The sequence below is a fragment of the uncultured Pseudoteredinibacter sp. genome (assembly GCF_947502065.1).
Lineage (GTDB): Bacteria > Pseudomonadota > Gammaproteobacteria > Pseudomonadales > Cellvibrionaceae > Pseudoteredinibacter.
The window spans coordinates 1,296,197-1,309,870 of sequence record NZ_CANMYE010000001.1 but is presented as its reverse complement, the minus strand read 5'-3'; the positions used below and the strand labels follow the sequence as shown (position 1 = coordinate 1,309,870).

The following is a 13,674-nucleotide window of genomic DNA, read 5'->3' as shown; positions in this document are numbered from 1 at the left end:
TATCGAACAGTACTCCATGAACGCTTTCGAACAGTCAGTACCTGCGCCAAGCGTTAATTCCAATAAAAACAACAACTTACACATTGGCATCAGCTTTGCTATTCCACTGGGCAATGACATTCATCATGGCCAAGCGCGTTATATAGATGATTAAAGCGAAAACCGGGCCAGTACATTAATAGGTTGCATATGAACAACACAGGTTTACCCGATAAAGACAAGCTACTGAGCGATCACCCAATGGATAGGCGTATAGAACGCAGAAAGCCCTATATTAGCTGGCTATTGATGGCGGCCGCTTTACTAGCCGCTGTTTTAGCTTTTGCCTTGTTTTATGAAAAGGGTAAATCCTTAAACCTAGAGCGTGATCGACTGGTAACGGGTAAGGCTCAGCAGGGCGTGTTTGATGATTTCATTCCCTTACGCGCTCGAGTGGAGCCTAAGAAAACGGTTTTTTTAGATGCGATACAGGGAGGCCGAGTTGATCAGCTTTTGGTGGAAGACGGCGCTGAGGTAAAAGCAGGCCAAACCCTGGCCAGGCTTTCAAATTCCGATTTGCAGTTGAGCGTGATGAGCACCGAGTCCCGAGTGATCGAACAGTTGAATATCATGCGCGAGCAAGAGCTGCGCTTAGAGCAAAACCGCCTGCGTCATAAAACCGAGCTTTCCGAGCTGAGTTATCACATTGAGCGCTTAGGGCGGCAAGACCAGCGCTTTCAGCGTTTACTTAAAGCTGGCCATATTTCCCAGGAAAGCGTTGATAAAACCCAAGATGAGCTGCGCCATTATCAAAGGCTTTTTGAGATCGGCCAAGAGGCTCAAGCCTCGGATGAACGCATGATGGCCAAACAACTCGCGTTTTATAAAACCAAAGCCACGGTAATGGAAGATAACCTGGCGTTTGCGCGAGAAAGCCTAGAAGCCCTGCATATTCGTGCGCCGTTTAACGGGCGTCTTTCTGGTTTTGATTTGGTGGTCGGGCAAAGCGTGCAGCGCGGTGATCGTATTGGGCAAATTAGCCAGCCACATTCCTTTAAATTAAAAGCCGCTGTTGATGAGTATTACTTAGGACGCATAAGTGCAGGCCAAAAAGCTCAAATAGAGCTACAGGACCAAGCCTTTCAGCTAAGCGTTAGCAAAATATACCCCGATGTGCGCGGTGGTCAATTTCAAGTTGAAATGACTTTCTTAGCAGAATCACCCCAAAAGCTTCGCTTAGGCCAAAGCGTACAAAGCCGCTTGCAACTTGGCGCCAATACTCCAGCGCTATTAATACCGAACGGCCCTTATTTTCAAGATACCGGCGGGCGCTGGTTATATGTCTTAAGTGACGATGGCCGCGAAGCTAGACGCAGGGAAGTGCGTTTAGGACGCCGCAACAACGACTTTATAGAGGTGATTTCCGGGCTTAATGCCGGCGAAGAAATAATTACCTCACCTTATGCTGCGTTTAAGGACGCAGATCGCTTAAAATTATCTCAAGACTCTTAGGAGAGAACAGTGATTAAACTTCAAAACTTGTGCAAGAGCTATCGCGGTGACGAAATTGAAACCATTGCACTGAATCAAATCGATATCAGTATGGATGAAGGCGAGTTTGTCGCCATTATGGGGCCTTCGGGCTGCGGCAAATCGACCTTGTTGAATATCCTAGGCATGTTGGATCAGCCAACATCAGGGCAGTATTTTTTTAAGGGCCAAGATATTAGCGGCTATAGCGAGCGCCAGTTAGGCCAGCTAAGAAAAGAGAATATTGGCTTTATCTTTCAAAATTTTAATTTGATCGACGAGCTTAGCGTACGTGAAAATATCGAGCTGGCCTTGCAATACCACAATATTCCCAGCAAGCAACGCCGCGAGCGTGTTGCAGAAGTGATGGATAGGGTAGGTATTGCTCACCGCGCCGATCATCGCCCTGGCCAGCTTTCGGGTGGTCAGCAGCAGCGTGTAGCCGTTGCCCGCGCTGTGGTGGCCAAACCCATCCTAATCCTCGCCGATGAACCTACTGGTAATCTAGACAGCAGCCATGGCCAGGAAGTAATGAAGATGCTGCAAAGCCTAAATCGTGAAGGCACTGGCATTATCATGGTAACGCACTCATCAGCGCATGCTGATTACGCCAGACGCTGCATCAATCTATTTGATGGCCAGGTTCTAGCCGAAAACTTGCGCGCGGTTTCCTAGGGGGCGGTCATGATTTTAAGTTACATTACCATTGCCCTTAGAAACTTACTCAAACATAAATTGTTTGCGCTGATTAATATCGTGGGCTTAACCCTCGGTTTATTGATCTTTATGTTCTCTGTATTGCTCGCCGCTTACGAAGAGAATCACGATCATATGTTCGATAAGCGTGAGCGAATTTATACCTTGGCGAGCAAATTTGCGCCCACCTCAGGCGAAGCCATTGGTCTTTACCCAGATTCGGCTACCGCCTACGGCCCATTAATTCGAAATCGTTTGCCTGAGCTAGAAGCGGTTGCCCGGGCTGTACATCGCATCAAACAAGTAACGATTGATAAAGATAGCTATTATTTAGGGACGCGCTTTGTCGATAAAGATTTCACGCGTATTTTTAATTTCAATTATATTCACGGCAACGAAACGGCATTGGATCGACCCGATGGTCTAGTGCTTACCCGCAGCCTAGCCGAGCAGTTATTTGGCAGTGCGAATGCCATGGGTAAAACCGTAAAAGTAGAGCAGAGCATTGAACTGCAAGTAACGGCGGTAATCGAAGATATCGCCGCCGACAGCCATTTAAACTCGGATATGCGCCCTAAATACGCCTTGGGTTTGATCGCAAGCTATCATGCGCTGACGCAAATCGATAAATTCACTGTAGAAGGCGAGATGGGTAATAACTCGGCGGCTATTTATGTATTGTTGCCCCAAAATCGTGATAAAACTTGGTTACAGCATGAAGCTGATGCCATGTTTGATGCACATACTCCAGAAGAAGACAGAGAATATACCGAGGCGCTACGAGTACGCCCGCTTATTATGTCGAACACTATGGTGTGGGATGCCATGGGCTTTCCGGTGATGATCGCCGCTCAGGTTTTAGGCTTGATGGTATTGATTATTGCCGCACTTAATTACACCAATCTAGCCGCCGCACAAAGCTTTGGCCGAGTGCGTGAAGTGGGCCTACGCAAAGCACTTGGCGCCAGCAAAGCACAATTGCTGCAGCAGTTTTTAATTGAAAGCTTAACGATCGCCAGTTTTGCGATGCTATTAGCCTTAGCAGCGATTGAATGGCTCGTGCCTTTATATAATAGCGGCACCAGCAAAGCCGTTGCGTTAAATTATAGCCAGGTATTGCCTTATGCCATCGGCATTACCTTACTGGTCGGCCTAGGCGCTGGTGCGTACCCCGCTTATCAAATCTCCCGTCATCAGCCGATTGAAAGTTTACGTGGCGGTGCCAATAAAGCCGGTGGCAGCCAGTGGTTTAGAAACATTCTAATCGCCGCACAGTTTTCGCTTTCTATATTCATGCTAGCCATGGTGATGGTGGTTTATTTTCAGAACGCCAAAATGCAAGAGCTAAGCGCCAGCTTTAATAAAAGCGATACCTTGGTGCTTGGCCGTATGGATGTGGAAGCTATTGTTCCAAAGCAAGAAGCACTTAAGCAGCAATTGCTTAACAAAGAAGGTATAGCTGCGGCGAGTTATTCCAATGCCGTACCTTTTCAATCGGGCGGTTATCGTCGCAGCGCAGCGGCTAGAGCAGGTGATGAAGCAGGGCGCTTTGATGTTAGCTTTGTATCCATCGACTTTGACTACCTGCGTAATTATCGCCAAGAGCTGATCGCTGGCCGCAATTTTAATAAGCAGCGTTCACAAGATATCTTCGATGATTCACGCACCACCATTAATGTTATTGTTAATGAGCGTATGTTACAGAAGCTTGGTATCTCGTCAGCTGAAGCGGCTATTGGGCAAAACTTCCATAAAATCCTCGACGAGAAATATCCCACAGAGCGCGAGTACCATATTATTGGTGTGGTTGCCGATAGCTACTTCTTTGGTGTACACCAACCCATACCGCCAACGGGCTTTATGGTAAGACCAGAAGATTATCGCTTCTTATCGTTACATCTGCTGCCCAACAAGCGTCAGCAGGGCGTCTTGAATACCGAGCAAACTTGGGATGCGCTAATTCCCAACTACCCAATACAAAGCAAGTTTTTAACTTACTACTTCCGCCTCTTTTATCGTATCGCCGAAGGTATTAACGCAGTGATCTCAGGCTTTGCTGGTATTGCGTTAATGCTCTCGCTAATTGGTTTATTTGGTTTAGCGGCCTTTATGGCCCAGCGCCGAACCCGAGAAATCGGTATTCGTAAGGTACTGGGCGCCAGCCTAGGGCAGGTGATAGGCTTATTAGTTTGGCAAATATCCAAGCCGGTATTGTGGTCGGTATTAATCGCAGTGCCCTTAAGCTACCTTGCGGCCGGCATGTATATCGATTTCTTCCCAGAATCCATTCAGTCTATCTTACCCTTTGTCGCCATCGCCGTAATTATTGCTATTGTAATGGCCTGGGGCATTGTAGCGATACACGCTTGGCGAGTAGCCAGACAAAGGCCCGTACATTCCCTAAGGTATGAATAAAAAGGTTTGAATTAGCGGATTAATTTACCAGTGAAGTAACAAATAAAGGCAAAACATCGTCATAGTAATAGCCCCTCAATGAAAGTCATAAAATAATAAAACGCCGCTTTATGCGGCGTAACTTATGTAGCGTAAAAAACGCTGCTATATAACAGGCCATGGATAATGAAAGCACCTATAGCAATACACACATTTAAGACACTGAGCTTAACGGCAATAATGAGTTTAATAGCAAGCTGCAGCAGTCAAAGTACAGACAATAGCAAGCCCAGCAAAGCAAGCGAAAACCCCTGGGCAAACGCCTATAATGAACAAAGCAAAGAACGCTTTATTCCCGTCGAGCTTTTCACTGGTGCAACTTGGGATGGCAAACACGAATTAAAGCTAGCCCCCGTAGAAAACACGGCCTGCGCCCAAGCCATAGGGCGAAACCGGCCCTGCGATAAATACCATTTAACAGGCCCCTTTACAGCTAAAAACCAAAGCAAAATCGCTTGGGTGGGCGAGGAAATTAAATACTACAAACGAACCTTTAGCACCCCACGCGGCGGCCCAGTAGAATCCCATTTCACCGTCAACAATTCAAAAGATGGCTTAGTAAGAGTATACGACAAGCGCAAACGCTGGGGAGAACGCCGCTACGACGGTCTAGGCAGTAAATTCCCGCTAGGCTATTGGAAGCAAGGCGAAGTAAGACACTACAAAACCCGTGCCGGTATTCGCATAGAAATACTAGAGCTAAACGGCCCAGATAACTGCCTTACATTTAGATGGACGATAGGAGAGGGTAGAAATAGGAATGACGATAATGTTTATACGTTTTGCCCGGGAAGGGGGTTTAGTGAGTTTAGGCATTATGAATAGAGTAAGTATTGCCAGCCAGTCTAATTATTGAAGCTTGAAAGCTTATAGGGGGCTAAAATTATGTCAAGGGCATTTGGCAGCATGAGCCTTTTGACTCGGAATACATATTGTTAGCGTTTGATAAGCAACTGTCATCTAGCCTCAACTTTACATACTGATTGTCTGTGAAAGCGTAGTTCAATACTGAATGCCTAATTGGCACAAGGTACATTTTTTTGCGACTTTTCGACGGTTTCTAAGTTTCGTCACAGTCGACCTTGAATGCGATTCTTGATACGATGCTACTTGCATAAGAAGGCCTGTACTTTTTTCTGTAAACAGGCCAAGTCCGTGTTATCGGCGGACAGGGGAGTACGGCAAAGGAGAGCAGCTGATTAAAACGCTAGATGTAACAGTCAAACACTATATTCACGCTCTCGTTGAGCATGCTGGTGACTTCTTAATTACTCTTCGAAAGTGCCCCTTAGACATTCTTTTGCTATTTACATGCTACTGGATTGTCGTATTCCCCCCTCTCTACAGCATTGAATTCACTATTACGACCGTATTTGGACTACACATCCATTGAAGAACCAGGAAATACTGAATGGCAGCCTCGATCGATTTTACGTATAAATATTCATTCGCGTCGGAAATCCTAACTAACAGTGCTGGTAAACCTGTGCTTTCTTTAGCTACATGCGATTCAAATCAAGCTCACCCTCATTTTTTTGATGGTAGAGTTCTATATCCTCGTATTATGGGAGATATGCTGATTACTTTAACGGACGTGGTTCGTTCTCATTTCTTTTTACCTCGCCCCACAAATCTAGATCCTGTGCTAACGAGTAATGAAGAGCTATTAAGGTTAGAGGGGTTTAGTGGATGTTGTGGTGTATATGCAAGGGTTGACTTGCCAACGCCATTTTTCGAAGGAGATTTGTTTGGGCGGGGTACAACTAATGTCGATTTTAATACACCAATGCGAAACGCACTTATGCGTCTTCGTGATAACGAGGACGTCCAGTTTTCGGTGGGTAATGACGGGGTTGAACTTACTAAGGGCAATCAAAGGACAATTGAAAAAAAGGTAAAGCTACCACTAAGGTGGATTAAAGGCTTTAGCGAAGTGCAAGCTTACCAACCCTCACTCGAGTTAGCTATGGAGGTGGGGGCAGCAGACGCTCTGAGGTTTGTTCGAAGCTTGCCTAAAACAGCTAAATCTAAAATGCCGAGTTATGTAATCTCAATGGGAAGGTCTATTAGACTTAGTCAAAGAAAACAAAAAGACGCAGTCAGATTGGTTGGCGCTCATCGCGTTAAAGTCATTGAGCCGCTACTCGTCAGAGCTAAAAGTTTAAGAATTTGGCGTGACGAAGCCAATGGTACAAGTGCATGGGAGGTGTGTTTCAACGTTGGCTCGTTTTTCTTGATGATAAGCCCTGAAGTCTACCGCGGATTCTCAGGAGAAGGACAAGTGCTATCCAAGCTAGCAAACCCTCCTAGTGATGAAGTTATTGCCCAAGTAAGAGCACAGTTAAAATGGCAGTCTTGTATTGATATCAAAGACATGTCGAATAACTTGAAAATAGATGCCCACGAAATTAGGTCCTCTCTTGCAGTACTAGGATCTCGAGGCTTGGCAGGATTTGACGCAACTAGCCAAATGTACTTTCATCGAGAACTTCCTTTCGATCTTTCTAAGGTGGAAGACCTTCAGCCTAGATTAAAACAAGCACGTAAACTTGCGAAAACCGGTGAAATCCAAACCACTTCAGATAAAGAGGGGGAGCTAGTGTACGTTGTCCCTGGCACAGGAACACGCCATCGTGTGAGACTATCCGATTCTGACGAAGTTTGTACTTGCCCATGGTTTAGCAAATACCAAGGCGCTCGCGGCCCATGCAAGCATATACTTGCGGTACAGCTAATAATCGAAGGAAGTGATTCATGAGCCACGCCATTACATATGAAAAACTAGAAAGCCTTGTTTTATCTGCAACACCAAAGGAAATTAGAAGTACATTATCAGACTATACCGAAGCGCAGCGAAAAGCTTTGTCGGTTAAAGCAAACAAATTACGTTCGCAGCTTTGTAGAAACAAAGCTAATAATGATGCATCTGATCAACTGAAGATGACGATAAAGAGTCAAGGAGAATACTGTTGGAATGGAAAAGCTCAGATTAACGCAAGTATAGCAGCATTTGCTCTTTGCCCTCTCTCCTCATTGAAAACCGGAAATTTCATGATATACCAAGATAGCCGTGAAGTTTGGAGGGGAATAATATCCGACAGAAAACCAGATTGGCTAGATGACTGGCTGGCTTATGATTTAGATCTAGAATCTGGCTTAACATCCTTCAAGGATGTTTTTGCTTGGATAGCGGAGGGAATTTGTACCGCACCAACAGCAGATGGATTTATTGCCAAATTTGCTTGGGAAATGATGTCAATACCTCGATCACCAAACAACCCACCTTACACTCCTATCAGCGAACACTTAAAAAACAATCCAATATTAATAGAGTATGTTTGGCGCTTATTTGAAGTGGAAAACCAGGCCTTTAATACCGAATCTTGGTTAAGAAAGGGCGCGCCCGACAATTACGAGACCTGGACAGAAGCTTTATTAAAGCTATCGGAAGAGGGCATTATTAATCGTGACAAGCTCCTTGAGGCTTCCTTGCTAGGATTGCAAAATGACATCAAGCAGAATCAACTTTCTGGTATTCATAAATTTCACAAGAACCTAGAACCGACCAAGGCAGAGAGACAAACCATGCAATCCATATATATGGATTTGCTCAGCCACCCGATTGGACATGTTGCCAAGTTTAGCTTAGCAATGCTTTCGAAAATCGAAAAGGATGGCAATCTCGACAAAAAAAAGTTTTTAGGCGAATCCACTTCAATCTTTATGAGAGAGGCAAAAGGAAATGCAGCCTCTACTCTAAAGATGATAAAGAAAATTAATAAATCACAAGCTGACTTACGGGAGGATAGCTTAAGAGCATTACTGAAAGGCTTGAAGCATTCAAATATCGAAATTCAAGAACAGGCACTCGACTTAATTGAGGCTGAGATAACTCCAACAGATTACGAAGTCATCGAAGAGCTTAAAATTATTTCACAATATTCCTCTGCAGCGTTGAGGGCTAGGCTTTCACGTTTATCTGATTCATTCGAGAGTGGTGAAAATGGCAAAGTCGAGATAGAACTTAAAGACCTAGAATACGTTCCATTATCAAAAGACATCAGGCAACAGGAGATTCTCCAAGACCTAGTCGAGATTTCTCCAATTAAAGATATCGACGAACTTATCATCTCTCTCTCGCATGCCGTTGAAGTTGTCGATTCGCCTGATGAGGTAGAGCGAATTATCGATGGGATAAGCCGACTCTGTGATTGCAAACCTAAAAATTTCGAAGATTTGGTAAGCCCACTCAAGCATCGTTTGTGTGAAGGAGGGGGGCTTGCCAATTCAAATGGTATCGCAGTCAATTGGGGAGGGGTACAGTTATCCTTAGCTGATCTCATTTTAACCTGGATTACGGGTACGCTGTATCGCTCACCTAACGATAAGTATTTTCCCAGCACTGGAACACTCATACCAGCAGTTAGGCGCATTATAAACATCAAAGATCGCGTGTATAAGGGAGAATCCGCTCAAACTCTTGCTGCGCCTACTCATACTGCCGGATGGATCGACCCCGTCGTATGGGTAAGAAGGTTAAATGAAATGAAGCCTTCGTATTTGGAAAAGGAACGCGAGGATTTTTGTCTATCAGTTATTCGGTTGGCGCCAGATAAGCGTGAACTTGCTCTAGGTGACACTATATATCTCCCCGAAAAAATTAGGCGCATTGCTCAGTTTGCATTAGGTGGCAGTCTAGAAATCAGTAAAGCCGATAAAGTAGATTATGACCTGTGGATTTCTGCAGCTCGATGTAGAGATCCATACAAAGATTGGAAAACTGAGTTTAACAAAGTTGGTATAAAAGACTCTTGGCCCGATAGCCTACAACCTGCAGAATTAACCTGGAAAGCGTATATTCACCAAAACAGAAACGAAAGTACTTGGAATGGAACTACCAGTATAACTGAATGGAAGAGCCCAGAGTTTGAAATCAGTGTAGGGGTATGCGAGATAGATAAAGCTTCGCCATTAAATGATTTGATAGGGAAAATAAAAGATGTAATACACCCTGATGTGAGTACCGATTGGAAGAAAATCCCAACGGCAGCACTGAGTCATACATTAGCTAAACAAATTTGGCTGTATTGCGAATTTAACACACCATGGGTTGGAAACTGGTTAACTTACCAGTGGCCGCAATGCCCCGAAAGTGCATACGTTCTCGGCGTGCGGCATCTCGCCGCAAGGATCGATGATAACAGCAGTACATGGGATCCTAACTTTGGCTTCTTTTTTGGCTTATTTGCAAAGAAACGCCACTGGGGAGAGGCTAGCCATCTACTTTTATGCTTGGGGCTGGCCGGGAAGGATGCTGATGCACGCGGATTAGCTATAGATGCATTTATTGAAGGCGTAGATAATCGTTGCTTAGATGTCATGACGACCGCGAGAGTACTTATTCAACTATCAGAGAATGGCTGGTTAAAACTCAACCGGCTTGGCGACAACTTAATGCATATTTCCGAAGCGTCACCGATGCATAGCTCGGTAATCCGAGAGGTCCTTTGCAAATGGCTCGAAAAAGCTAACCCAAAACAAAACAACTTCTTTAAAATACTTGAAGTACTGTATGAGGTACAAATACAAATTGGCGGGCCCGTAAGTGCAAATGTCCAGAATGTGTTATCTAATATTAAAGGAAGCAATAAAGCTGCAAGAACATCGAAGAAAATCTTGGCGTCACTTACTGCGTAAATTTGTTGGCTGCTATGATAGAGAAGGTAAGTAGTATCAAAAGAAACTTTAGCAATTAGATGGACGTCCAACTGGAATACGGGTTTTATGTGTGGAGCGCGCAATATGTTATTTAACATAATATACATTATGCGCACCTTAATGGATAAAGCTACCAGAACGCCAGTGGACGACTCGCAAAAGTGTTCAGTTCTTTTCGCTATACCGTACAGTTTTTCTCCAAAGTGTACAGGTGGTCGTCAGAACGATAAATATACGGCCGTCCTAACCTGGAACAACTCTCCATGTAAGGTTGGCAATTTCCTTACAAACTAGGCGCCCCCTGCTAATGGCAGCTTTTCTTTCAACTACTAATTGCCCCTGTATATCCGATCTATATACTGGTCTGAACTCTATAACCCTTATACTGTTGTATGTGGATCATCGACTTTGAAGCCAGTGGCTTATCTAAACAGAGCTATCCCATAGAGGTTGGGCTTACAAATGGATCAGATGAGTACCAAGCTCTTATAAAACCAATGCCCCATTGGCAATACTGGTCGGACGAAGCTGAGGCTGTTCATACGCTTTCCAAGTCTAAATTGGAATCTGACGGGCTTAATCCAGCACATGTAGCACACGCCTTGAATAACAAGCTCTCTGGGCAGCTGGTCTATTGCGATTCTGTCCAATGGGATGGTTTCTGGTGCAATGTTCTTTTTGCCGATAGCAGTATCCACCAACGATTTGAAGTTCTCGATATCCAGGAACTGCTTAAAGATTCAGATAATCACTTAGAAACTTTTCTTGCTGCCAGGAGCAAGTTAGAAAATGTGGATGAGTATACGGTTCATAGAGCGTTGGATGACGCCAAGATCATTTGGCAAGCTCTGAATTTAGCGCGCAAAAACTAGCCAGCAATTTCAATTTGGCTGGCAAAACACTAATAATCCGTTAAAATATCATTATTACGGATTTTATTTCACCCCTACTTGGGGTTCTGTGGAAGAACCGACAAATTTGACAAGTTTGGCTCTAACACGATCATAGCGAGCCCTGGAGTTGCTTAAACTGCCCCTGGATCATCGCCTTTTCCTGAAGTATTACCTTGTTCTCGTCAGTCAGAAATGCAATCTTGTCCTGGCAGGCTTTTAGTTCGGCTTTGGTGGTCTCCAATACTTGAGCTGACACAGCCAATTCCTTGCTCACATCTGCTTTTTGGGTGGTGATCACTGCCATGTTTTCCGCCATTTGTTCATTTTTATGCTGGGAATCCCGATACTTCGTCACGGCGTCTTCAAGCTCGCGCTTCAGACCCTGGATATCTTCTATCTTTCCGTTTAGCTCCCTGTTTAGCGTTGCATTGGCTTGTTCAAGTTTACCGGCGTTGCTTTGTAACTGTGCATTAGCATCAAATAACTCAGACGCTTTGGACTCGGCTTGGGTGAGCCGGTGTTGCAGATCACGAATCTGATCTTTTAATCCCTGAATAACAGTGCGAAACTGTTCGCGCTCCTGCTGACGGTCTTCCGCTGTGCGCTGCTGATAGTGTTCAAAGTGCTCTCGAATATCCTTGTTTTCCTGCTTGAGTTCAGCAACGCTTCCCTTCAGTTCAGTAGTCCTCGCAATCGCTTCGTCTCGTTGGGACTCGGCTTTAACCAGGCTGATACGCGCACCTTCCAGAAACTTTTTTTCCTCACCTTTTTCTTTGTTTTGCCGCTCAATCTGGCTTTCAAGATCTTGTTGTCGAGCAGTAAGCTGCGCGATTGTGTTTTTGGAATCGGTCAACTCTTTACGAAGCTCGTTATTGAAACCTTCAAATTCCTGACGGGCCTGCTCGATACGATGGTCGGCCATTTGTTGTACCCGCTCATACAGCGACTTTACCACTTCGATTAAGTCGTTCGGTAGCCCGCCGATATCGGCCGCCTCTCCGTTATCTGATCGCCAACGTTTGAGCAGTGGTGCGATGGTGCTTTTGCTGCCGGTTCCGAGGTGTTCACGCACCCGGTCTACAGTAGGTTCTTGGCGCTGACTTTTGATCGCTTCAGCGGCTTTGGCAACGTCGTGGTAAGTGACACCGGCACGGGCCATGTGGATTCCTCTCAGATTATTTAATAACGTATTATGTAACACGTAAAATAACATTATATTGATGTTTTTCAAATACGATTGAATTTCAAATTCTAACCAACGATAATGACCATTATCGTTGGTTATGATAATCAGGCATAATTTTTTCACTTGTAACGCCGGTACATAGCCGCCTTTTGAGCGACCGCGATAGGAATTCGATTCATGCACAGCAAACCACCCAAATTGACCACTGACTTATCATTACGTAATGAGCGATCATATCAGATTGCCCATCGGGAATCCGAAGCGCTGCGTCACTATCTCCAGGCAGCCACCTCTGACAACACGCGCAAAGCGTATCGCTCGGCCATTCGCCAATTCGAAAAATGGGGTGGCCGACTGCCTACCGACAGGGATACTGTCGTGCGCTATCTACTGATCAAAGCTGAATCTCTCAACCCTCGGACACTGGATCTCCACCTGACGGCCATCGGCCAATGGCACTACTACCAGGGAGTCGCTGATCCAGTAAAAGATCCTCTCGTGCGCAAAACGATGGAAGGCATCCGCCGCACTCACGGCCAACCCAAACGCAAAGCCAAGGCGCTGCGCCTGGAGCACATCGCACAGATGGTAAAGCATCTCCAGCAACTACCAGATAGCAAGAAGAAGTATCGGGATATCGCACTGGTGCTAACGGGCTTCTTCGGGGCGTTTCGTCGCAGCGAGTTGCTCGCAATACAAGTCACGGACCTGGTGTGGGAGCCTGAGGGCTTGATCATTCGGCTGCCCCGTTCCAAGACCGATCAGCAAGCTACTGGCTTAGTGCGAGCCCTGCCTTTTGCAGGGAATCCAACCTGTTGTCCAGCCAGAGCAATAAAGCAATGGATGGATACCGCTGATATAGCGATTGGTCCGCTGTTTCGGCCGGTCAATCGCTGGGATCAGGTTCAAGCCAGGCAATTGAATCCTGGGGCAATCAATGATGTGCTCAAAACCCTTGGTAAAGCCTGTCAGTTCGATTTTGTCCCCGAACTGAGCAGTCACAGTTTTCGTCGCGGCCTCTCTACCTCGGCGGCTCGGGAACGCGTGGACTATGAACTGATTAAAAAGCAAGGAGGTTGGAAAAGTGATGCTACCGTTTGGGAGTACATTGAGGAAGGACAGCAGTTCAACAATAACGCGTCAGTCATTCTGATGGAAAAAATGAGTTTGCTGCTGAACGCTGAATCTCCAAAAAAGGGAAAGTAAACAGGATCGAAA

10 protein-coding genes are annotated in these 13,674 nt (G+C 45.4%); 9 read left to right on the top strand and 1 reads right to left on the bottom strand.

Annotated elements, in window-relative coordinates:
• Positions 1–16: 16 nt before the first annotated feature.
• The 8 genes from Q1A41_RS05340 to Q1A41_RS05305 all read left to right on the top strand — a co-directional run bounded on the left by Q1A41_RS05340 (position 17) and on the right by Q1A41_RS05305 (position 11,249).
• Entirely contained in the window at positions 17–154 is a 138-nt protein-coding gene (locus tag Q1A41_RS05340; protein ID WP_299975625.1) for a hypothetical protein, read from the top strand.
• 35 nt (positions 155–189) lie between these two features.
• The gene (locus Q1A41_RS05335; RefSeq protein ID WP_299975623.1) at positions 190–1,491 is read left to right on the top strand and encodes an efflux RND transporter periplasmic adaptor subunit; all 1,302 of its coding nucleotides are present in this window, start codon (positions 190–192) and stop codon (positions 1,489–1,491) included.
• 9 nt (positions 1,492–1,500) lie between these two features.
• Positions 1,501–2,184 carry an ABC transporter ATP-binding protein gene (locus tag Q1A41_RS05330; RefSeq protein WP_299975621.1) on the top strand — a complete coding sequence of 228 codons (684 nt, stop codon included), beginning with the start codon at positions 1,501–1,503 and terminating at the stop codon, positions 2,182–2,184.
• 9 nt (positions 2,185–2,193) lie between these two features.
• Positions 2,194–4,620, top strand: a complete 2,427-nt coding sequence (locus Q1A41_RS05325; RefSeq protein WP_299975619.1) for an ABC transporter permease — start codon at positions 2,194–2,196, stop codon at positions 4,618–4,620.
• Positions 4,621–4,785: 165 nt separating this feature from the next.
• The gene (locus Q1A41_RS05320; RefSeq protein ID WP_299975618.1) at positions 4,786–5,484 is read left to right on the top strand and encodes a hypothetical protein; all 699 of its coding nucleotides are present in this window, start codon (positions 4,786–4,788) and stop codon (positions 5,482–5,484) included.
• Positions 5,485–6,070: 586 nt separating this feature from the next.
• Entirely contained in the window at positions 6,071–7,417 is a 1,347-nt protein-coding gene (locus Q1A41_RS05315; RefSeq protein WP_299975616.1) for an SWIM zinc finger family protein, read from the top strand.
• Positions 7,414–10,356 carry a DUF6493 family protein gene (locus Q1A41_RS05310; protein WP_299975614.1) on the top strand — a complete coding sequence of 981 codons (2,943 nt, stop codon included), beginning with the start codon at positions 7,414–7,416 and terminating at the stop codon, positions 10,354–10,356. The genes Q1A41_RS05315 and Q1A41_RS05310 overlap by 4 nt, the downstream gene beginning before the upstream one ends.
• A 413-nt stretch (positions 10,357–10,769) precedes the next feature.
• On the top strand, positions 10,770–11,249 hold the full coding sequence (locus Q1A41_RS05305) for a hypothetical protein (protein ID WP_299975612.1): 480 nt from the start codon (positions 10,770–10,772) through the stop codon (positions 11,247–11,249).
• A gap of 130 nt (positions 11,250–11,379) precedes the next feature.
• Here Q1A41_RS05305 and Q1A41_RS05300 read toward each other — a convergent pair whose 3' ends face one another.
• Positions 11,380–12,639 carry a DNA-binding protein gene (locus tag Q1A41_RS05300; protein WP_245820078.1) on the bottom strand — a complete coding sequence of 420 codons (1,260 nt, stop codon included), beginning with the start codon at positions 12,637–12,639 and terminating at the stop codon, positions 11,380–11,382.
• On the opposite strand from Q1A41_RS05300, the gene Q1A41_RS05295 reads away from it, so the two are divergent.
• Complete coding sequence (locus Q1A41_RS05295; RefSeq protein ID WP_035458165.1) at positions 12,634–13,662, top strand: site-specific integrase; 1,029 nt, start codon at positions 12,634–12,636, stop codon at positions 13,660–13,662. The two genes, Q1A41_RS05300 and Q1A41_RS05295, sit on opposite strands and share 6 nt — an antisense overlap.
• Positions 13,663–13,674 lie beyond the last annotated feature (12 nt).

What these genes read in the sequence shown, in the direction of transcription:
- Q1A41_RS05340 (WP_299975625.1), top strand. Translation starts at nt 17, where the DNA reads ATGAACGCTTTCGAACAGTCAGTACCTGCGCCAAGCGTTAATTCCAAT.
- Q1A41_RS05335 (WP_299975623.1), top strand. Translation starts at nt 190, where the DNA reads ATGAACAACACAGGTTTACCCGATAAAGACAAGCTACTGAGCGATCAC.
- Q1A41_RS05325 (WP_299975619.1), top strand. Translation starts at nt 2,194, where the DNA reads ATGATTTTAAGTTACATTACCATTGCCCTTAGAAACTTACTCAAACAT.
- Q1A41_RS05320 (WP_299975618.1), top strand. Translation starts at nt 4,786, where the DNA reads ATGAAAGCACCTATAGCAATACACACATTTAAGACACTGAGCTTAACG.
- Q1A41_RS05315 (WP_299975616.1), top strand. Translation starts at nt 6,071, where the DNA reads ATGGCAGCCTCGATCGATTTTACGTATAAATATTCATTCGCGTCGGAA.
- Q1A41_RS05310 (WP_299975614.1), top strand. Translation starts at nt 7,414, where the DNA reads ATGAGCCACGCCATTACATATGAAAAACTAGAAAGCCTTGTTTTATCT.
- Q1A41_RS05305 (WP_299975612.1), top strand. Translation starts at nt 10,770, where the DNA reads ATGTGGATCATCGACTTTGAAGCCAGTGGCTTATCTAAACAGAGCTAT.
- Q1A41_RS05295 (WP_035458165.1), top strand. Translation starts at nt 12,634, where the DNA reads ATGCACAGCAAACCACCCAAATTGACCACTGACTTATCATTACGTAAT.